Origin of the sequence: Photobacterium sp. GB-56, assembly GCF_003026105.1 — a bacterium.
GTDB lineage: Bacteria > Pseudomonadota > Gammaproteobacteria > Enterobacterales > Vibrionaceae > Photobacterium.
In genome coordinates, this window is sequence record NZ_PYNW01000005.1 from 1 (window position 1) to 20,732 (window position 20,732).

Below are 20,732 nucleotides of genomic sequence, written 5' to 3' on the forward strand. Positions count from 1 at the left end.
TCGCTGCTTTGTAAGTTGCTGGGTGCCAATCGGTGCCTTAGTGGAGGCTTGAGCCGTATGCAGTGAAAGTTGCACGTACGGTTCTTAGAGGGACGGCACTTGGTAACAAGTGTCGTCTACTCGACAAAAATGAGTTAGACAATCTCCATGAACAGTGTGTTCACACATGATTATTTCGGTACTGAGTTAGCACACTTTTTAAAGTGGATTAAATAAGGTATGCACAATCCAAAGTGGGTTTCGCTTGAGTGAATATTAAAGGTAGCCTCAGATGAAATTAATAAATAGATACAGAGTCACTATCCTTTTGAGCGTTATCGGGTGGGGATGTCTGGCTGTTTACACCTATAAAGGCTCTTATGTCGATGACAATGGCGTGTTAATCGAATCGTTTGGTTTTATTCCTCTGTTTTGGCTGTTTCAATTATTGGCATTGGTGAGCTTAATTTATACCGCCGTAAAACATAGAAAACGAGGTAAGGTATAAGGCTCAAATAAAAGCGACGCTGTAATTTATACGGCATCGCTTTTTATTATCTTTTCTATTCAAATGAAGTAGGTTTTAAACCTTATCGTGACTCGAACGGGTAATAACGATAATTTTCCATACTACAAGTAAGCACTACATCACGACAAATGCCGAGTCATTCACTAGTCACTGGCTGTTTTGTCACGATTGTCGTGATTGTGATACCAGATATGTAGCTTGTATTGTTTTGGATAAATCCATTTACTAACTAATATTCAGTTAGTTAAGATTGTGGTTAGTGATGGGGATGAACAAGGATGTATGATGAAAAAACGGTTTTATTACCCAATGGTTGCGGCTTTCATTTTGCCAACCTTCTTTAAATCTGCGTTTGCCGATTACAGTAAAGAGTTTGATCAGTGCATTGATACGTTAGGAGCCTATAGCCCAGCCGTTGTTAAATGTATGAACGAGGAATTATCGAAAAGGGATAAATTGCTCAATACGGCTTATAAGCAATACATGGCGAGAATCCAAGATTTTCGTAAAGAAGATCTAAGAAAAACCCAACGATTATGGATTCAATACAGAGATGCTAAGTGTGGCATGTTTTATCATAGTGAAAGTGGCTCTGGTGGGTTAGAGGATTTACACGACTGCCTAATTACAGAAACTATCCAGCGCACGAAAGAGCTAAATGAGGGTTGGTAGTGTAAGCATGAAAGGGGCTGCAACGTCTTTCTATAATGTTATAAAAAAGCCCGATTTTTTAAATCGGGCTTTTTTTATCTATTCTTTCTAGTTCTTATTTGCTAATAACGTGGTGGTTAATAAGGGGCGATGCTTGGATCAACACACTGGAAAATCTGACCATTAGCATCATTTCTTAACAGCAATTCATGGCTTAATCGGGCGACTTCTCCCCGAGTGATCGCGCCATGCACTTCTTTATGTTGTGATAACTCACCTAGCTGGGTTGGCTCACCATCTTTCAGTCCGCCAGGTCGTAGAATCGTGTAATTCAAACTGCTGCTTTGTAGCCAAGCTTCAGCGAGTGTTTTTTCACGCACTGCGCTGCCAAACCCTGCTTTTGCACGGTCTGAAAGGTATTGCCAACTATCACCACAACCCAGTGAAGTAATTAACAATAAGTGTTGTGAAGTGCTTTGTTCTAATGCATTTGTTAAATAGCGGTGGCCAATGTAATCGACAGGCGTATCAGAGCGAAAACTGCCCATTGTCGAGATATTAAAGGTGTTGTCGGGCAGTGCTGCTACCGCCGCTTCAACTTGTTGTTTATCTGTTGCATCACAACAAAGGGACGGTATGTTGTGCTCGGCAAGCTTGGTATTGTTATTCGGGTTACGTGCAATGGCGATAACGTTCATACCTTGAGCATAAAAGTAATCTACCATTGCTGCGCCTAATCCAGTTGAAGCACCCCAAATTGCAATATTCATTACGTAAAAATCCATCTCAAATAACAGTAATGATAATAGTTTGCATTATTCTAATGGTGGAGTCATTAGTTTGGTTGATTATCTGTTTGTTATTAGTCGACTTAGAGAATTGCGTAAATGAAAAAACGTTGCCATCTTAGTGATGACAACACTTTGATTTATATACTGGCTTTTGTTTCAAGAAGTCGCTTAGTGCGCTTGTTTAACTCTCTTTGTTGTCAAACAGGGCGTTTGAGTTTTCGGCTTAGCCGCTCAATATTATTCTGTTAGCGGTAGCTCTACCTCACCAGTGGCACTGGTTCCCCAGTTAAAGGTTTTATCGTCTTTCCCTGTAATTTTCGCTGTGCCGTTTGCCAGCCAGCTATGTTGGCTATTGGTATCTTCATCATAATCAAATGGGGTGGTACCTAAAGATTCTGCCGTCCAATAGGTGACATCTACGGTTTTATCGTCACGGAAGAAGCCTCTGAACGATGCGCTATCTGATCCTGTTTCATTTACAATAAAGTGAATCGCGTTATCATCAACAAGGCGATAATTTAATGTGCCATCGCTAATGCTAGCAGCATGAAACTTGACGTTATCTTTGGTTTGAATTTTGAAGTCGGTTTCGCTAGAACGGGTAATATCAAGCACGCCACTGATCAACGAAATGCTAGAAAACTGAGTTTGGCTTACTGCGTCTTTATGATCGGCGATGTTACAGGTAAAGCCTGTCAGCGTCAGGCTAGGATTTTTGTTTGATTCAGCCGTCAAACATTGGCCACCAATATAAATAATCAATGTATTAATGTCAGTTGAGATCTGGGCATAATTTTGTTTTTGTTGGCTCGATAAGCTATCGATATTTAGCCCAACGGTTTCTACAATCGCATCTTCAGCATCATTAGAACCACACCCCAGCAATAAAGCCGATGCCAAAGCTAAAAGACTCCATTTTTTCATAGCATATTCCTATTGTTTATGTATGAAAGATCCCAACAAAAAAGTCAGTATCTAAGTAATCGTACTTTTGAGATTAGCTAAAGCTTTTTGATTTGATTGTCTTGAAAGTAATACTGTTATTCAATTAAAGATCATCGTTTCTTATGTAATAGGCACTCGGTATTTAGCACTTTTCTGTCGCAAATTGTTCACACTGGTAGCGATCAATCATGCGGTTGATACTTTCAGGTGAAAGTAAAAGGTGTGGCTTACTCGGCAGTGATAACACTATATCAACCACAGGTAAGCTAGGCAGGTGCGGGGCGGTTAGCTCGATCAGATCATTCGGCATGCTGCATTTCGCCATCGCAGAAATTGCCAAGCCTTGTCTTACTAAGCCTTTGTTTGCTGTTGCACTGCTGCAACAACTGACGAGCTGATAATGGCGGTTACGTTTTATGAAGCCTTCAATGGCGGCATCGTGGAATTTACAGTCGCGTTGGAATAATACAATTGGTAAGGGTTGCAGGTTAACAATGTCGTGATGTGGCGAGCCAACCCATATACCTTTGTCGGTTTGGAGAAAATAGCCTTCTTGTGAGGTAGGTGAACGGGTAACAATAGCAAGATCAAGTCGATTACTGTCAAGTAAACCTTTTAAATATACGCTTGGCGCACAGGTGATTTGCAGGCTAATGTGTGGGTGTTCTTCACGGAGTAAAGCCACAATGTAGGGCAAGATAGACTCCGCATAATCATCAGGACAACCAAGGTGGATGGTTTGTTGCGGTAACTTGTTTTTAAGTTCTAGCAAGGCTTCATCGTGGGTTGCGATAATTTGGGTGGCATGCGTTGCTAAGCGTTGCCCATCTTCTGTTAATACCAGCATTCGACCATCTTTAGTAAATAGCTGAGTATTGAGTTCATCTTCAAGCTTTTTCATCTGCATGCTTATGGCAGATTGAGATCGAAAGCTTTGCTTGGCTACGCGGGTGAAACTGCCAGTTTCTACGAAAGCTAAAAAGCTTCTTAATGCATCAATATCCATATGATATCCCTCTATTTAGCAATAAAAACATAGCGTTAAATCACTTCCATAACAAGCGGTAAATACTTCAATATTATTGATAGTTGGTATTCGTATTTTACGATAGTCGAATCGTGCTTTGCTGATTACAGTTAACTTTATCAATGAGGGCGGAAAAGTGCTTTCAGTTCAAACCCAGACAATACAAGGAGTGGTTATGGTTGTTTATGGCGATTTACAGTCGGGAAATTGTTTGAAAGTGAAGTTGATTTTGTCACTGCTAGGGATTGAGCATCAGTGGCAGCATATTAATATTTTGGAGAACGAAACCCATACGCCTGAATTTTTAGCGTTGAATCCTAATGGAAAAATCCCTGTTGTGGTGTTGGATGATGGCCGAGTGCTGTATGAGTCGAATGCGATTTTGAGTTATTTCGCAGAAGGCTCTGAATATTTACCCCAAGACAGTTTTCTCAAAGCTAAAGTCTATCAATGGTTGTTCTTCGAGCAGTATTCGCATGAACCTTATATTGCGGTAGCACGTTACATTCAAGTTTATTTGGGTATGCCAGCAGACAGAGTTGAACAGTATGAAGCGTTACATGCAAAAGGCTATAAAGCCCTCGATGTGATGGAGCAGCAATTGTCGAAATCAAACTTCTTGGTAGGTGACAATGTCACGATAGCGGATTTTGCATTATATGCTTACACCCATGTAGCTGATGACGGTGGTTATGATTTACGCGACTACCCACACATTAAGCGTTGGTTAAAAGCGGTCGGGCAGTTACATGCCAGTGTCGATCTGAAAGAAGCGGTGTAATGTGTAATTAGAGGGATAAAGGTATGTCACTTGTTATGTCAGATACGTTATTGACCGGATAAAGAGGTGTATTTGAATTTCATCGACGCAAGTGGTTGCCTTTATTGGAAAAGATCAGCGGAAAACATCACGGCTATTTTCTTCCATCTGAGGGTCGAATAACACTGCCTTAGCTTTTGTAGTTCTAAGAGCCTCGCTGCTTATGAACCGTATGGAAGGAATAAATTTGCAAAGCAATAGATCGCATTATCAAATATGAGCGTAGTTTATTATCCGACTTTTTTGAAAAAGGAGAATGACGAATCATGAAGCTGGCACAATTCAATATCGCAAAGGCAAAATACCCATTAGATGCACCTGAGATTAAAGACTTTGTTGATAACTTAGATAAGGTGAATGCGATAGCTGAAAGCTGTGATGGCTTTGTATGGCGCTTAAAAGATGAATCTGGTGATGCGACGAATATTCAGCTATTTGATGATCCTTCTATCATCGTCAATATGTCGATTTGGCACTCGGTGGATGATCTTAAAAACTTTATGTTCCGCACGCATCATAAAGATTTTATGCGCCGTAAAAGTGAATGGTTCCATGGCTTAACGGAAGCTAATTATGTTTTATGGTGGGTTGAAGATGATGAGATCCCCACGCCACAACACGCTGTGTCGCGACTTGAGCATTTGCGTGAACATGGCGAAACGCCTTATGCCTTTTCATTTAAATCCCGTTTTACGCCAGATGACTTATTGTTGCTGGATGAGCTGATTATAAGTAATCGATGAGTGGCGGGTATTAAAAATTCAATCTCAGTTTGTTTGTTAGTTGGCGGCTATGATTGGTATTAATGGTAGAACAATCTAAGCCAAAAAAGGTGTATGTCATGTTTACTGTTAAAGAAGCCACCCTTGATGATTTAACTCACGTTACGCCTTTGTATGAGGCATATCTGACGTTTTATGAAGTAGATTATAGCGAGAAAAACCCACTTCAATACCTGCAACAACGCTTAGGAAATAAAGAGTCGGTTATCTACTTTGTGGTTGATGAACAAGGGCAATATGTTGGTTTTACTCAATTATATCCGCTGTTTTGCTCGCTTGAAATGAATCGCACTTGGTTACTTTATGATCTGTTTGTAACCGAACCTGCTCGCCAACATGGTGTTGCGCAGTTGCTGCTTGATCGCGCTGATCAGTTAGCGAAAGAAACTCAGGCCTCTTTCATTATGTTAAGTACTGCTATCGATAATTTAAAAGCGCAGAACTTATATGAAAAAAATCACTACGAAAAAGACACTGAGTTTTTTACTTATCTAAAGCATTGTTAACGTTAGCGTTGATTTCTGGTTTTTCATTAGTTTGATGGTTAAAGATTTTACTAGCAATAAAGGCTGTAAATGGAATGGTAAGCACAATACCGATACTGCCTGCTAAACCGTGAATAATGCTTAACGCGATCACTGGGGTATTCATAAACTGTTCAACAGGCATTGAAAGACCCCAGACCATCATGATGGTGGTGAGCGAGCTACCTGCAAACGCTAAAATTAACGTGTTTGTCATGGTTCCCATGATGTCTTTGCCTATGTTCATGCTGGCAAGCATCAATTGCTTGGGAGTGAGTTTAGGATTGGCTTGTTGTAGCTCTTGATACGATGAAGCAATTGAAATGGCAACGTCCATCACGGCGCCTAGCGCGGCAATCATAATGGTAACAAACATCAGCCAACGCACTTGAATAGGATTTTCTGTGGCAAGGTAAATGACATCCTCACCTTTATCTAAGTAAATACCTGATAGGTGTGCCCATTCGCCAAAGGTTTGAGCAAAAATACCCGCCATGATAACGCCAACTAAGGTGCCTAATATCGCACACAGACTTTTCTTGTTATAACCAGAAACTAGGATGAAATTAACGACAATTTTTATTGCCATTAATTCGATAGTGACCAAGGCTGGGTTTATTCCGTCAAATATGGCTGGAATTAATACGCCAATGATCAGTGCGGCAGTGAAATACAGTGAAATCACAGCGTTTAAGCCTGCGCGTCCACCAAACAATAAAATAAGCCCAATAAAGACCAGTGCCATGGTGTAGATGGGAGTAGTACGCTGGTGGTTAAACGCCCAAAAATGGCTGCCGTGAATGGTTTCGCGGATCATCAATATGAATTCTGATCCTTTATCCAATAACACGTTATGTTGACGACTTAATGGGTTATTGATTTCAACGGTTTCATTGGCATGCTCACCTTCAAGTACTTTGATTTTTAGGTGTTGTGTACCGCGATATATCCCAGGCGCTAAATCATCTTCAAAGACATTTTCATCGATGATGTTTTCCACTTTTGCGGAGACGAAATGCTGAGATTGTGTTTTATTTGGATGGAAAGATTGGCTCAACAAAGGGGAGTAAAGAAAAATAGCTGTTGAGAGCGCAAAAATCATGATCGGGAAAACGTATTTTTGAAACATGTGGCCTACAGAGATAGTCATAGATAAAAAGCGGTAGAGGGTCTCTACCGCTTAGGGTGTTGAAAGCTATAAACGATTAAATTTTGTTATTTGGATCAACCGTCCAGCTACAGCCAAGGTTGAGTGCTTCTTTCGTTGCACTGCCGTCTGCTTTATAGGCTTTGTTTTCGAAATAACTGGTTGGATCGTTCATGTTTAGCGCATGACTAATACTTGGGTATTTCACGTTATCTGGGTTGATATGAATACACAGTTGTTGATGAGTAAACTGTTCCCAGATATCGCTATTAGCACGGTTCTTTGTGATTTCACCGTTCGGTGCTAACTGCTTAATTTGCCAGTTATTCGTGGTGTTTAGGTGCTCATCGTTGATGCTAATACCGTTATGCTCTGTTACGTAAGCGGTGATCATATCTCGGATTGCTGGAACCGTTGCATCACTTGAATCGTAGAACACATCATCTTTCGTGAACCAACCATTAGTGACCCCTTGGGTACCAAAGCGGTATGAGTTTAATGCTAGTTTGTATGTTGCATTTGGATCAAACGCTTTGCCGTCAACTAGGGTGATGTCAACACGTTCACCTGCAGGCTTTGTAAGATCAACGGTGTATTCAATGGCACCATCGAATAAGTCGTAGTTATACGCTTGAACTTCTGGATTAAATGAAACGGTTAAATCACCTTCTTTGTAAGTATTGAAGTAGTTGTATGACCACTCCATGTACTCTTTAAGGTGTGCACCTGTGATGTTTACGCCAATGAGTGCGTTATCGTATTTGTACAGGTTTGCGGAGTCTTTACGTTGGTAGTCTTGACCATCACGTAGGTTAGAAGTGTCGCTAAATAACGCAGCAGCAGAAATTGTCGCCCCTGATTTTTCACGCTCAATGAACTGAATTAAGTCAATCAGTGCGCTGTCTTGTACTTTTGCTTTGTGAATGGTGCTGTATAGTCGCGTACCTAAGTCATCAACAAAGTAGTCATCGTTTGTTGCTTCATCAGCACCGCCACCGTTAACAAAGTCACCGTCTACTTTACCCAAAGTTTCACGAGCATCTTCTACAGAACGATCATGAATATCTTGGTATTCATCAACCATGTTCTGATTTTCTGCGATCTCTTTGGTATCAAGGTTAGAAAGGGTGGTATCAACGATTTTCCATTTACCTGACGCATCTTTTTCAACGTCAATTTTCGCCATGGCTAAATCTGAACCCCATTTACCCGGTTCAATGATTTTTACTGAACCTTGGCGATTACTGTCGTCGTATTTACCTGATTTTGCTTTGTCTTCAACTAGGCCACTTTTCACACTGATGTCGTTACCGGTAGGATCGCCTTTTTTCACGGTTTCAATGTAAGTTGCGTGTTCGTGTCCTGCCATGATCACATCAAACTTGTCAGCCAGCTCTGCGGCAATGTTGTATACGCCCACACCTTGATCGGTTCGACCTAAGTGCAGCGCACCAACAATAATATCTGGCTGGTGGCGAGCAATAACATCATCAACGACAGCACGTGTTGCATTTAGCTCGTCTTCAAACTTTAAGCCTTTGAAATGCTCGGGTGCTGATGCTTCCCAGTTAGGGACATAAGAAGGGGTTAAACCAATAACCGCTACTTTACAGCCGTTAACGTTATAAATCTGGAAGCCACGCAGATAGTTTGCGTTATTTGATTCCCATTTGATGTTGCTAGAAATTACCGCGCCATCAAAGTTTTCTAAGTTACGGTCAAGGAATGAGCGATCAAAGTTAAATTCGTGGTTACCGGGCACCCATAAGTCGTAATTAAGATATTGTAACGCTTCGATCATTGGATGCGTTTCCATATCATTAAATAGCTGTGCTGAATTGCCTTGTACCGTATCACCGATATCTAACAGAATAAGGTTAGGATCTAAAAGGCGTTGTTGCTCTAAGATAGTAGCAATACGGGTTAAACCTGCGTGTTTGTCTTCAGTATCAATGGCATAGTCATAGCCGCGAAGGCGACCGTGTAAGTCAGACGTTGCAGCCAATGTGATGGTTTGTTTGTTTACTTGCTGATCACCTTTACTCACGACTTCTGGAGTGTGGGTCAGTGTTTGTCCATCAATCACTTTATTGTTGTCATCATGGTGGTGGTCATCATTACAGCCAACAAGGGCAATAGAGACAGCTAGGCTTAATGATAGAATTTTAAATTTGCGCACTATTCGAGTTCCTTAACGAATAAAAGATAGTTTCTTGGTAGGGGAGAAACGGCGCGATAATAGGGAGCGAATGTAAGCGTTGTGTCAGCGTTATATGATGCTTCTGTCATTGATACAAAGAATGGGACTTTGCCTGTAAATTCTTATTCTGAATAATTTGAGCTTTTAAGATGAAAATATTAATAAGGGTGAAATAAGCATGACTGGTCAATATTGTGTTGTTTTAACAACGTTTTCAGATCCCAAGGTAGGGAAAACTATTATCAATGAGCTGATTAGCCAACGTTTAGCTGCGTGTGTACAGGTGATGCCTATTCAGTCTTATTATCATTGGCAAGGTGAAGTGAATTGCGATCAAGAGCAGCAGGTGTTCATTAAAACCAAAACATCATTGTTTGAAGAGGTTAAAGCCACGATTGTTGCGCTTCATGATTATGAAACCCCTGAAATCATTCAACTACCGATAACAAATGGTTTTGGTGATTATCTTTCATGGATAGACAAAGAATGTCGCTAATTTAACCCAGTAAGTTAAAAACAGTGACTTTTCTTTGATTTATCTATTGGGTTTAGGTAAAACTAAAGCATATATTGTGTTGCTAATTTGATAAATAACATAAATTTTCACCTTAAAAGAGAACGGTAAGGTAAGGCAACACACAAGGATGAGATAAACCGTGGCAAAAGACATTGCTACGGCTTTATAAAAATTAAGCAGGTGTTATCTATTGGGTAATACACTGTGACAACATGGAAGTGAGCATTTATGTCGGATCAATATCAACCCACCCCTGAATCTGAACTGCGTGTCCGTTATAACGACATCACACGCGGTGTTTATTTTATTGGTACAACCCCACCAAAAACCAGTACACCGATTGAAGATGTTGAAGGCATTGCTGATCGTTTAGTTGATCGTATTCGTGATCTCGCGATTGATGGTTTGATTGTTTACGATATTCAAGATGAAGCATCACGTACCAATAAGCCGCGTCCGTTCCCTTTTAAATCGACCCATGATCCTCGTCATTACTCATCACTTTTGAATAAGAAAACCGACCGTCCTGTGATCACTTACAAGAGTGTGGTGCAGTCAGAAACGGAAGCGTTTGATGAGTGGCTAAATGAAGCGTGGGATGAATACCGTGTACGTGACATGGTATTAGTGGGTAGCCCATCGGCGAAAAATGATGTTTCACTGCCATTATCTACGGCATATCAAACGCTGGCTGAAAACCGTAATGACTTTTTTACCGGCGGCATTATGATTGCTGAGCGTCATGCTAAGAAAGGTAATGAGCATGAACGTTTAATTGAAAAGTATAAGCAAGGTTGTAACTTCTTTATTTCTCAAGCGATTTACGATACTCAGGCGACGATTGATATTCTGACTCGTTACGCGATTGAGTGTAAAGAGCAAGGCTTAAAACCGCAGCGTATTATCTTAACCTTCTCACCTTGTGGTAGTGCAAAAACGTTAGAGTTTATTGAGTGGCTAGGTGTAAGCGTTCCTGAAGCAACAAGTTTGCGTATTTTGAATGCGGAAAACCCACTGCATGAGTCGATTAAGATGTGCTGTAACAGCTTAAATCAGATCTTGGATGCGGTAGTGGAGTATGACTTACCACTGGGCTTAAACATTGAAAGCTTAACTAACCGTAAAGAAGAAATTGACGGTTCTATCTTACTTTACAAGTTGCTACGTTCTTCAATGGATAGCCACTTAGCAAAGCATGAATTCCGTTTGTTAAAGCGTAAAGCTCGCGCGAATAAACTCGCATCTGCTTAACGTGTTCTAGTAACAAAGATTGCTAATAAAAATGGCTACCGACTTGAAAGAGCGGTAGCCATTTTTGTATCTGTTTCTTTTTCAATTCTCTTTGGAGAGAGTAGCGTTAAGGTTTAGGTATTTGGCAATTTTTTTCTGAGGCGGGTTCGCAGCCTCCGGTACATAAAATATCACCAAGGTCGTTTTTTATCGCAAAGCCACCATCTTGTTTGGAACACTGGTAGTTATCTTGTCGGTCTTTGATGCATTGCCCTTTACCACATAGTGGGTTGCCGAGTTTATCTGCGTAGATATGACCAAAAGGCGGCGGGCATACATAGTCACCTAAGGTTGTTTTTAGACAGTAACTAGCACTCCATGACGGGAGAGAAAACAAGAGTAATGTTGCTAATAATATCGATCTCACCATGTATTCCTTTTCGCTAGTTTGAAAGCGGTAACGTTATTAAGCTATATGAAGTATTAATAGTGGCTAGGCTTATATTTGCTAATAGTGATGTAATTATAGTGTGATTGTGTGAGAGAAGCTGAGACAGATAAAAATCAGGAATAATTCTGATCTTGCGTCTTTGATTAATGCGACACAACGGTAAAAAGAGAAACTGATACGTTAAACAACGAGTAAACGAAAACAGAGATGATCTCTGCTTCCGTTACTGTGCCATTAAAAGGTGTCTTTACTTATTAATAAGAGCAATATCACGAATATATTCAGCTTGCACTTCTTTAGTGAAAGCATTGGGTCTTAATGCTTGAACTTGGCTAATGATGTCTTCTAATTGCCAGTTTTTTTCTAATAATAAGTGGGCTGCAAGTAAACCAGTCCGGCCTGAGCCACCCATACAATGTAGCGCGACTTTTTCCCCGTTATCTAATGCTTGGTGTAATGCAGGGGAGATTGCATCCCAATGCGGTTGAAAGCTTTCATCTGGGGCACAATCATCTTTTATTGGGGTATTGAACCATTGAAGCCCGACTTGCTGAACAACCAGTGGTAACAGACCCACTTTCTTTGCTTCCATTTCTTTGATGCTTAATGCTGTGACAACAATTGTGACACCTTGTGCTTTCAGTTGATCAATGCTGTCAACTAATGGCGTGCCTTTTGTTCCTGGACAAGGGGTTAGTACCAATCCTGCTGATTTATTGCTTATTGGTAATTCCCATGTTGGATGTGTCATGCGGTATATCCTTATCGTCTTTTCCATTTCTAAATAGTTATACACGGTAATTATGACACATATGATAATTCATATGTATTGATTTAAAAAATCTCATTAATGTTTGACCTCAGGTTTACTTGAGGTTTTATCCTATGTTGAGATTTATGAACTGAATAAGGACGTTTTAATGAAAGCGATAGGTATTGTTTATTTCTCGAATACAGGCATCACAGAAGCTTTAGTCGAGGCTTGTTGTGACGAGTTAGTATCAGATCCTGTAGAGATTATTATGCATAAGATAACGGGAACAGAAATTATAGAAGGGCGATTTGTTAATCATGAAATAATGGAAAAACTTCAGCACTGCCAAGCGATTATTTTTGCCTCTCCAACTTATATGGGATCTGTCGCGGCACAATTTAAAGCTTTTGCTGATGCGACAAGTGATCAATGGTGCGATCAGAGATTATCAGGAAAAATAGCAGCAGGAATAACTTCTGGTGGCTCACCGAATGGCGATCAAACTGAAACGCTACGGTATTTCCAAATATTAGCATCGCAACATGGCATGATTTGGATGGGAATAGATAGCCCTTCAAATTTCAACGCATTGGGAGTAAACCGCTTAGGATGTCAGGCTGGTGTTGTTGCTACCTCTGAGGACGGTAAACCTGATGCTAAAGATATAAATACGGCAAAATACTTAGCACGTCGTATCTATAATTTTATTCAGTAACTTGACGTTGGATCAGCGCTTATCAAAAAAGTCTTTATTACGAATATACTTTTGCATGAAGTGATAACTAAAAGGGCGCATGATCCAACTTATTATTGATCGTGATAATCGTATGATGGTGGGAATGTTTTGATATATTTTACCGTTGTGCAACCAGAGCATTTGCCCAACGTGCCAATGCATAAAAGGAATCGCGGGCAGAAAGGTGACAATATCTAGATCACAACAGATACGGTAGGTTTGTTGATGCAATGGGTAGTGTTTTTTAAAACTCCAAAATCCTGTTGCTGGCTGCCCAAAAGTGACTACACGCTTTATTGCATTTGGATAATATTGGTGTAAGTAGTCAGCACTGAGTACCGCCATTGCACCACCAGACGAGTGACCAGTTAAGCTAATGTGCTTACCGGATTCAATTAAGGGTTTTATTACGGCTTGGATCTGTTTAATGATTTCGTTGTAGTTCGATTGATTGCGGTGTGAGGTTAAATATGATGCTTGAAAGATATCGAGCTTTTGGCTATCGCTTAAATCTGGATGGCATTGATGAAAAGCATAGTTACGTTTTATGCTTTTTTGATGTATTAGATAATGATAACCCCAATGAACGTAATATGGCTTAGGTTGTGATTCGATTTTTTTCGGGAAACATGCAAGGTTGAGTAGCCAATCCCATATGTTTTGCGACCCTTTAAAGACTAAGACGACTTCTTTACTCTCGCCCCATAAAATACGAATAATAGTGCGTCCCCAGCGATCGACAATTTCTTCTCTGCCTTCAGGTAAAAAACCATATTGGGTATGATCAAAATCATCAGGGTAAGCCAGCTGACATAAAATCGCATATTGTTCATATTGATAGCGTTTTAGTTTATTCATCGTATTCTTTTTTTAGTTAACTTATCACCAGCATAAACACGGTATTTATCAATCTAATGACAATAAAAGAATACAGAGAAAGTCCAACCTAACACGTTCTGTATTAGGTCGGACTTAAATTAATGAGCACTCAGGGTAAATAAACTCTTTTGGGGGAAAGAGCCTAAGTTAATGTTCATTAAGCTACAAATGGCTTTGTAGACTCATCAATATTTCAATAGGTATCACACTGTAAGCAGAGCAAAACCTGTTTTCATATCGACTGTTGTATTTTTACGCTAAAATGAGGAAGTTAAAAGAGAACAATATAGGAAAAAAGGTTTCCTCTTTATGAGCGGTCAACGATTAAAATTGCAATTCCAGCGTCTGTACAACCATTTCTCAGGTAGGAATACTGAGACTAATCTTCATGATATTTCAGAAGTTTTATTTTGTACGCGTCGTAATGTTCGCATGGTCATCAATAAGATGGTCGATAAAGGCTGGATCGATTGGCAACCTGCCGTTGGGCGCGGAAAGCAATCACGCTTAATATTTAATAGCACTGACAGTGAGTTACAATTTATGCAAGCGCGTAAGTTAGTGACGGATGGCAAACTAGAAACAGCCTTGTCTGTGCTAGATAATAATGCTGAAAAACTGGTGCAATTGATCCATGAACAACTGGGTATTTCGCATGTTCATGGCAGGCAAATTGTGCGACTACCTTATTACCGAAGCTTTGGTAATCTTAATCCTTTCAAGCCACTTCGCCGCTCTGAACAACACCTTGTTAGACAAATTTTCAGTGGCTTAACCCAATTTAATGAGGAAAAAGGGGAAGTTGAACCTGACATTGCTCATGCGTGGGAAATGATTTCGGTAAGGCATTGGCGTTTTCATATTCGTCCTGCAATCCGTTTTCATGATGGGCGGTTACTTGAAAGTGATGATATTATTCAAACGTTTAAGGAAGTGAAACAGCAAGCGTTGTTTAAGCATATTGATGATGTTATTTCTCCCTTTGCTAATACGATAGATGTGTATTTAAAACGGGATGATCTTCACCTTCCTGCTTTGCTCGCGAATATCAGTGCTGTTATTCAGCCTGCAAGTTATCATCGTCGCTCTGATGCAACCACATTTCCGGTTGGTACGGGGCCTTATAAAGTCACGATTAATGATAAGCAGCGTTTAAAACTTGAAGCATTTGATATGTATTTTGGTTTTCGTGCCTTAACAGACGTAGTGGAAATTTGGATTTTAACGGGTTTTTCTGCTTGTTATTTAAAGCCATCACTAGAGTTAGCGCAGACACAAAGTGCAACCGTATCTAATAAGTTAAGCTTAGATCAAGGCTGTAATTATTTATTATTAAATAAAAATAAAGGCTTAGCACAACAAAAGGTTTGGTTAGATTATTTTCAATCTCGTCTAAACAGCTTGAGTATTATGCGTCATTTAGATCTTAACAAAGTCTCTAACTTTAAGGTGATTAATGCTTATGGCTTATTACCAGGATGGGTTTGTACAACAGATTACTCACACGATATTATTGTGCCAACGACGAAACGCTCTGTGACACTGGCCTATCAACAAGAGCATCCTATTTATCCTTATATTGCTGAATTGATAGCTGAAATATTAGCGAAAGACGGTATTACGCTTAAAGTGATTGAAATTGCTTTTGAAGAGATAATGCAAGGCAAACAAGCCGACAAAATAGATCTCTGGTTAAATGGCATGAGTCTTGGGAGTGATCGAGCCGATGCGATATTGCCATGGTTATATAACTTTGAGCAAATTGAACGCGCTATGCCACCTCAAGCATTCACGCAGCTTGATACTCTTATTGATAATTGGCGGATGAATATTACCCCTGAATTTCCATTAGAAGAGATCCAGAATTTATTGGTCAATTGTGGTCAAGTATTACCCTTATTCCATACGTGGTTAGGTGTTGATGGTAACGGTGAATTAGAAGGGATGTCGTCTAATCAATTAGGTTGGTTTGATTTTAAATCGGTGTGGGTAAAACCAAGACACTAAGTCATGTCATTAAGTTTTGAAGTGAAAATCAGAAGTAGGCGTTAAATAACGCCTACTGTATTTAGATTAATTATCGTTGTGATTTTCTTCAAATTCGAGAATATCACCAGGTTGGCATTCAAGTAATTCACATAACTTATCTAAGGTTGAAAAGCGTACTGCCTTCGCTTTACCGTTTTTAAGAATAGATAAGTTTGCCTCTGTCATCTCCATAGCTTGAGCCAATGCTTTTAATCGCATTTTGCGTTTAGCCATCATGACATCTAAGTTAATACGTATTGTCATCGTCGGCTCTTAAATGGTTAAGTTTTGTTCATCCGCAAGAATATAAGCTTCTTTCATTACCCATGAAATTATCAATACGATTAGTCCCATAATAATGGTGATAAAATCTATACCCAAAAAACTAATAGCGATCATTCTCTGTCCTGGTGGATTATTGAAGCTAAGTATGAGTGTCATAATTGGTTGATAGAATATTGAGCCACCGACCCAATAAAATATGCTATAGCCAAGTTTTTGATAAATAGTTGCATTTTCTAAGGTAAAGATATTGTTATTTTCATAATTACGGAAGAGTTTAATTAACTTTGTTAAAGCATACATGATAATTGAGCAATAAATGAGGCTAGCTAACGTTGCGATGAGTCTTGTTGTGAGTGTTAATGGCACTTGAGTAATGTTGTGTAAATCATCATACGATGTTTGTACTATTCCAGTGTTCGTTAAATAGGCATATGGCGTATCAATGGTTAGCCAAAAATAGCAAACTAATATAGGTGTTAAAACGAAAAATAGTTGAAACAGTAAACGAGCTCTTTTACTTTGCTTTTGGATATTAGACATGTATTACCTCTTAAGTTGATGAGGCAAGGATAGAGACTAAACTAGAGATAAGCAATAAAAAATTATCGTTTTACGATAATTTTTTGTTTAAATATTTGTGGTTAAAAAGTATTGTTGACTGTAATGTTTTGATAGATAAAGAAAAAAAGAGCAATATTCACTTTTCTAGGTGGAAAGTGAATATATACTCGTTTTTAGGTTCCGGATGGGATTTAATTTTTTGCCGAATATTTTAAATTCAAATGCTGCTGTGATTCCATAAAAGCGACATGTAGGTTAATGAGTTGGACACTTTCTTGCTGCCATTGAGGATCGGTTTGATGTTGGCAAAACTCCACCATAGCAACAATGATTCGATCTAGCTTTTTTAAGCTCCAACGCTTTAGTTCTGCGCTATAACTGGCATCACATACCACGGCTTGAAGTTTGGCATAAGAAAGTTGAATGTAACCAAATGCCTGCTCGTTATAGCCTTGATGTTGATAATATTTAGTTAAGCGAAAACACGCATCTAGCCAGTAGGCTAGAGCTTCACTGCCAGTCTCATTGTCTAATTCATCCATCATGCTGCTAGGCGTTTGCTGAATGAGAGTAACCAACTCTGAAAAATCATGGTTATGGTTGGGTTGGTACCACCCTTTAACTGATTCTAACCAGCAGTGAAGTGTCATCATGCGATTTTTTCCTCTTTAAGTGCGTTGACTTCTGATTCATCCCAGTTTGCTACAAAGTGATTGTCAGCAACTTGGCGATGTCCTGAAACAGACTTCAAACTTATTGCACGGATCTTATCGGCGCTCTGTGAATAATCAGGTTCTGAATCCACGAGTTTATTAAAGGGTAGATCAGGATCGGGCACTGCAGAGATTAATAATTTAGTATAAGGATGCTGTGGGCTACGTAAAATAGAGCGAGTGTCTCCCCATTCAACAATACGGCCACGGTACATTACAGCGGTTTCTTCTGCGATATAATGTGCAGTAGCTAAGTCATGCGTAATGTATAAAAAGCCAATACCAATTTTATCTTTCATCTCTTTCATTAGGTTCAACACACCTAATCGAATAGAAACATCAAGCATTGAGGTGGGTTCATCGGCGAGGATGATTTCAGCACCCACACCAATTGCGCGCGCTAGGTTCACACGTTGACGTTGACCACCACTGAGCTGATGGGGGTATTTATCAAGATCTTCAATCGGTAACTCAACCAATTCCATTAGTTCATTTAAACGCTGCTCTATTGCGTCTTTACCCTTCACTTGTTTATGAATTAACAGTGGGCGAGTAAGGTGATGGCGAATAGTATGAGTGGGATTTAACGATCCAAAAGGGTCTTGGAATACCATTTGGACTTTACCGCGATAATTCAATACATCTTTACGTTTACGAATAGTATCGACATTATCGCCTTTAAATAAAATTTCACCTTCCGTTACGCCGTGAACTTTAGTAATGAGCTTTGCACAGGTACTTTTACCACAGCCGGATTCGCCAACGAGCGCTAAAGTGCGCCCCTTATAGAGCTTAAAGCTGATATTATCGAGAGCACGAAAGATTTCAGTCGAACCAAAACCACCGCCAGCAGTGAACTCTTTCACCACATTATTTAATTCAATAATTGGTTGTTCCATTACGATATTTCCTCTGCTGAGATAGAAACGTGTGGGGCGTCTTCATGAATGTTAGGGAATGATGCCCATAACTTTTGGGTGTATGGGTGTTGAGGATTGTTACGTATTTCACGTGCTTGATTGACTTCAACAATTTCACCGTATCGCATCACGGCAATGCGATCACAAAGTTGACTCATAAGCGCAAGATCGTGAGTAATAAATAACACAGAGAAATCGAATTCTTTACGTAGTTGATATATTTGCTGCAAAATCTCACGTTGAACAACAACATCAAGCGCCGTGGTTGGTTCGTCCATAACAATGAGTTTTGGGTTGAGGCATAGCGCTATCGCAATAACGAGCCTTTGACGCATACCACCACTAAATTGGTGCGGATATTCAGATAAACGCTCGCGAGGGATATTAACCAGATCTAACAGCTTTTCGGCACGTTCTTTTGCTTGTTCATTGTTGTAGCCAAGGTGGTGGCGCATTACATCAGCAAATTGCTCTTGAATAGGGAGTACGGGATTTAATGAGTTCATTGCACTTTGGAATACCATTGCAATGTCTTTCCAGCGAACAACGCCCATTTGTTGTTCAGTTAATGTGATAAGGTTTGTACCGTTGTATTCAATACTGCCTTTTGTGATAAGTGCTGGCGGCTTGTGTAAGCGATTAATAGCAAAAGCGATAGTACTTTTACCACATCCCGACTCACCCGCTAAGCCGAATATTTCACTTTTACCTATATCAAAATTTACTGATTTTACGGCTTTAAAGTCGCCATTGTCTGTAATGTAGGTGACTTCGAGATCACGTACTTTCAGTATTGGGTCTGAATGAAACGCTTGTTCCATGATGCTCTCCCTGCAAAAATAAAACTACATGATAATGAAAGTGATTATCATTAATATTTAAACAAATTAAAGGAGCAAGAAGAGGGTTGCAAAGGTTCAAGTTAAAGAAAGTGAGGCAGGTATCAAAAAATCATGTAAAAGTTGAGTGTCGCAAAAATATATACCACAAGGGTAATTATTATTTGTGAAAAGATTCCATATGGCAGCAATAACAGAGATAAAAAAGAAAAGCCCACACAAGATCACATTGTAATGTTGTGTGGGGGGGAGGTGAAAGATCAAACAGCGGCTTTTAATGCAGAGATAAAAATATCAATATCGTCTTTTGTAATGTCTAAATGAGTGACAAATCGCAATGGGTTTCCAGTTGAGATCAAAATGTTTTGTGCTTTTAATGTGGTCGCCAATTGGGTTTGATCTATCTTACTATCGACTTTTGCAAATAAGATATTTGTTTGTACGTGACTCGTGTTTACTTCAAAACCATTCACTGTATTTAATTGTTCCGCTAAGTATTTAGCATTGGAATGGTCATCGACTAAACGACCTGTGTTTTCAGTCAGTGCAATTTTACCCGCAGCGGCAATGATTCCTGCTTGGCGCATGCCGCCACCAAGAACCTTACGCCAGCGACGGGCTCTGGCTATTAGTGCTTTATCACCCAGTAATAGTGACCCAATTGGCGCACCTAAACCTTTTGATAAACAAATGGTGAAAGAATCAAAATATTGAACAATTTCTGTAATATCGACATTGAGTGCGGTGGCTGCGTTATAAACACGCGCGCCATCAAGGTGAAGTTTTAGGTTATGTTGTTCAACAAATTCACGCGCTTGTTGAAGGTAGGAGAGCGGTAACACTTTACCATTGATGGTGTTCTCGAGGCTTAAAAGTGTTGTGCGGGCAAAATGAGGATCGTCTGGTTTAATTGCTGCTATCAATTTTTCGAAAGGAAGTGTGCCATCATCGGCATTTTCTATTGGTTGAGGTTGGATCGAACCTAAAACGGCTGCACCGCCACCTTCGAATTTATAATTATGTGCCTGTTGACCACATAAATATTCATCTCCACGTTCACAGTGTGCCATTAATGCCAGTAAATTAGCTTGAGTGCCAGAACTACAAAAAAGCGCGGCTTCAAATCCATGGCGTTTCGCTGCAAAAAGCTCTAAATCATTAACGGTTGGATCGTCGCTATAAACATCGTCACCCACAAGTGCTTGGGACATCGCTTGACGCATTGCGGGAGAAGGGCGAGTTACCGTATCTGAACGAAAATCTATCATTTATTATCAACTTCCTATTCTGTTTTATTCACTATATCACTGTGTACTATTTGGTTTCTATAGTCGTAGATCCTTGTTATTAAGCATATGATGACACTATGTTTAAAACAGAATATTTGATAGTTATATTAATATGGCATTCCCATAAAACATATT

The 20,732-nt window shown here is 39.7% G+C and carries 23 protein-coding genes; 9 read left to right on the forward strand and 14 right to left on the reverse strand.

Going from position 1 to position 20,732, the window contains the following annotated elements; genetic code table 11:
* Positions 1–271 precede the first annotated feature (271 nt).
* Complete coding sequence (locus tag C9J42_RS08185; protein ID WP_107301886.1) at positions 272–487, forward strand: DUF3955 domain-containing protein; 216 nt, start codon at positions 272–274, stop codon at positions 485–487.
* Between the two features lie 306 nt (positions 488–793).
* Positions 794–1,180, forward strand: coding sequence for a lysozyme inhibitor LprI family protein (locus C9J42_RS08190; RefSeq protein WP_107247280.1), 387 nt, complete (start codon positions 794–796; stop codon positions 1,178–1,180).
* Between the two features lie 116 nt (positions 1,181–1,296).
* Here the strand turns inward: C9J42_RS08190 and C9J42_RS08195 are convergent, their stop codons facing one another.
* The 3 genes from C9J42_RS08195 to C9J42_RS08205 all read right to left on the reverse strand — a co-directional run bounded on the left by C9J42_RS08195 (position 1,297) and on the right by C9J42_RS08205 (position 3,901).
* A complete protein-coding gene (locus C9J42_RS08195; protein WP_107301887.1) occupies positions 1,297–1,929 on the reverse strand; it encodes an SDR family NAD(P)-dependent oxidoreductase in 633 nt (210 codons plus the stop codon).
* Between the two features lie 258 nt (positions 1,930–2,187).
* Positions 2,188–2,874: a hypothetical protein gene (locus C9J42_RS08200; protein WP_107206902.1), complete on the reverse strand. Its 687-nt coding sequence runs from the start codon at positions 2,872–2,874 to the stop codon at positions 2,188–2,190.
* Positions 2,875–3,037: 163 nt separating this feature from the next.
* A complete protein-coding gene (locus tag C9J42_RS08205) occupies positions 3,038–3,901 on the reverse strand; it encodes a LysR family transcriptional regulator (RefSeq protein ID WP_107206903.1) in 864 nt (287 codons plus the stop codon).
* A 196-nt stretch (positions 3,902–4,097) separates the two neighbouring features.
* On the opposite strand from C9J42_RS08205, the gene C9J42_RS08210 reads away from it, so the two are divergent.
* The 3 genes from C9J42_RS08210 (at position 4,098) to C9J42_RS08220 (ending at position 6,030) form a co-directional block, all read left to right on the forward strand.
* Complete coding sequence (locus C9J42_RS08210) at positions 4,098–4,703, forward strand: glutathione S-transferase family protein (RefSeq protein ID WP_107206904.1); 606 nt, start codon at positions 4,098–4,100, stop codon at positions 4,701–4,703.
* A gap of 305 nt (positions 4,704–5,008) precedes the next feature.
* Positions 5,009–5,485 (forward strand): DUF3291 domain-containing protein, encoded by a 477-nt coding sequence (locus C9J42_RS08215; RefSeq protein ID WP_107261360.1) that lies wholly within the window; start codon positions 5,009–5,011, stop codon positions 5,483–5,485.
* Positions 5,486–5,583: 98 nt separating this feature from the next.
* On the forward strand, positions 5,584–6,030 hold the full coding sequence (locus tag C9J42_RS08220) for a GNAT family N-acetyltransferase (protein WP_107291315.1): 447 nt from the start codon (positions 5,584–5,586) through the stop codon (positions 6,028–6,030).
* On the opposite strand, the gene C9J42_RS08225 is transcribed toward C9J42_RS08220, so the two are convergent.
* Together C9J42_RS08225 and C9J42_RS08230 are read right to left on the reverse strand one after the other, a co-directional pair.
* Positions 6,008–7,177 (reverse strand): YibE/F family protein, encoded by a 1,170-nt coding sequence (locus C9J42_RS08225; RefSeq protein ID WP_107247306.1) that lies wholly within the window; start codon positions 7,175–7,177, stop codon positions 6,008–6,010. The two genes, C9J42_RS08220 and C9J42_RS08225, sit on opposite strands and share 23 nt — an antisense overlap.
* A 76-nt stretch (positions 7,178–7,253) precedes the next feature.
* Complete coding sequence (locus C9J42_RS08230; RefSeq protein WP_107301888.1) at positions 7,254–9,374, reverse strand: bifunctional UDP-sugar hydrolase/5'-nucleotidase; 2,121 nt, start codon at positions 9,372–9,374, stop codon at positions 7,254–7,256.
* A 199-nt stretch (positions 9,375–9,573) separates the two neighbouring features.
* Between C9J42_RS08230 and cutA the strand changes: the two genes are divergently transcribed.
* Positions 9,574–9,891: a divalent-cation tolerance protein CutA gene (cutA, locus tag C9J42_RS08235; protein WP_107301889.1), complete on the forward strand. Its 318-nt coding sequence runs from the start codon at positions 9,574–9,576 to the stop codon at positions 9,889–9,891.
* Positions 9,892–10,140: 249 nt separating this feature from the next.
* A complete protein-coding gene (locus C9J42_RS08240; protein WP_107206910.1) occupies positions 10,141–11,163 on the forward strand; it encodes a methylenetetrahydrofolate reductase in 1,023 nt (340 codons plus the stop codon).
* 106 nt (positions 11,164–11,269) lie between these two features.
* On the opposite strand, the gene C9J42_RS08245 is transcribed toward C9J42_RS08240, so the two are convergent.
* Positions 11,270–11,572: a hypothetical protein gene (locus C9J42_RS08245; protein ID WP_233217807.1), complete on the reverse strand. Its 303-nt coding sequence runs from the start codon at positions 11,570–11,572 to the stop codon at positions 11,270–11,272.
* A 268-nt stretch (positions 11,573–11,840) separates the two neighbouring features.
* Positions 11,841–12,344, reverse strand: a complete 504-nt coding sequence (locus tag C9J42_RS08250; protein ID WP_107206911.1) for a cyclin-dependent kinase inhibitor 3 family protein — start codon at positions 12,342–12,344, stop codon at positions 11,841–11,843.
* Positions 12,345–12,513: 169 nt separating this feature from the next.
* Between C9J42_RS08250 and C9J42_RS08255 the strand changes: the two genes are divergently transcribed.
* Positions 12,514–13,062, forward strand: coding sequence for a flavodoxin family protein (locus C9J42_RS08255; protein ID WP_107206912.1), 549 nt, complete (start codon positions 12,514–12,516; stop codon positions 13,060–13,062).
* 12 nt (positions 13,063–13,074) lie between these two features.
* Here C9J42_RS08255 and C9J42_RS08260 read toward each other — a convergent pair whose 3' ends face one another.
* The gene (locus C9J42_RS08260) at positions 13,075–13,941 is read right to left on the reverse strand and encodes a DUF2974 domain-containing protein (protein WP_107206913.1); all 867 of its coding nucleotides are present in this window, start codon (positions 13,939–13,941) and stop codon (positions 13,075–13,077) included.
* 330 nt (positions 13,942–14,271) lie between these two features.
* Here C9J42_RS08260 and sgrR point away from each other — a divergent pair, with 330 nt between their 5' ends.
* Positions 14,272–15,969 (forward strand): HTH-type transcriptional regulator SgrR, encoded by a 1,698-nt coding sequence (gene sgrR, locus C9J42_RS08265; protein WP_107301890.1) that lies wholly within the window; start codon positions 14,272–14,274, stop codon positions 15,967–15,969.
* A gap of 66 nt (positions 15,970–16,035) precedes the next feature.
* On the opposite strand, the gene C9J42_RS08270 is transcribed toward sgrR, so the two are convergent.
* The 6 genes from C9J42_RS08270 to ltaE form a co-directional block, all read right to left on the reverse strand.
* Complete coding sequence (locus tag C9J42_RS08270) at positions 16,036–16,254, reverse strand: helix-turn-helix transcriptional regulator (protein ID WP_005364730.1); 219 nt, start codon at positions 16,252–16,254, stop codon at positions 16,036–16,038.
* A 9-nt stretch (positions 16,255–16,263) separates the two neighbouring features.
* Positions 16,264–16,815: a DUF2975 domain-containing protein gene (locus C9J42_RS08275; RefSeq protein WP_107206915.1), complete on the reverse strand. Its 552-nt coding sequence runs from the start codon at positions 16,813–16,815 to the stop codon at positions 16,264–16,266.
* Between the two features lie 212 nt (positions 16,816–17,027).
* Complete coding sequence (locus C9J42_RS08280; RefSeq protein ID WP_107206916.1) at positions 17,028–17,489, reverse strand: hypothetical protein; 462 nt, start codon at positions 17,487–17,489, stop codon at positions 17,028–17,030.
* Complete coding sequence (locus C9J42_RS08285; RefSeq protein WP_107247288.1) at positions 17,486–18,448, reverse strand: ABC transporter ATP-binding protein; 963 nt, start codon at positions 18,446–18,448, stop codon at positions 17,486–17,488. Before C9J42_RS08285 ends, C9J42_RS08280 begins: the two co-directional genes overlap by 4 nt.
* Positions 18,448–19,290 carry an ABC transporter ATP-binding protein gene (locus C9J42_RS08290; RefSeq protein ID WP_107287914.1) on the reverse strand — a complete coding sequence of 281 codons (843 nt, stop codon included), beginning with the start codon at positions 19,288–19,290 and terminating at the stop codon, positions 18,448–18,450. Before C9J42_RS08290 ends, C9J42_RS08285 begins: the two co-directional genes overlap by 1 nt.
* Positions 19,291–19,568: 278 nt before the next feature.
* On the reverse strand, positions 19,569–20,576 hold the full coding sequence (gene ltaE, locus C9J42_RS08295; RefSeq protein ID WP_107301891.1) for a low-specificity L-threonine aldolase: 1,008 nt from the start codon (positions 20,574–20,576) through the stop codon (positions 19,569–19,571).
* Between the last annotated feature and the right edge of the window lie 156 nt (positions 20,577–20,732).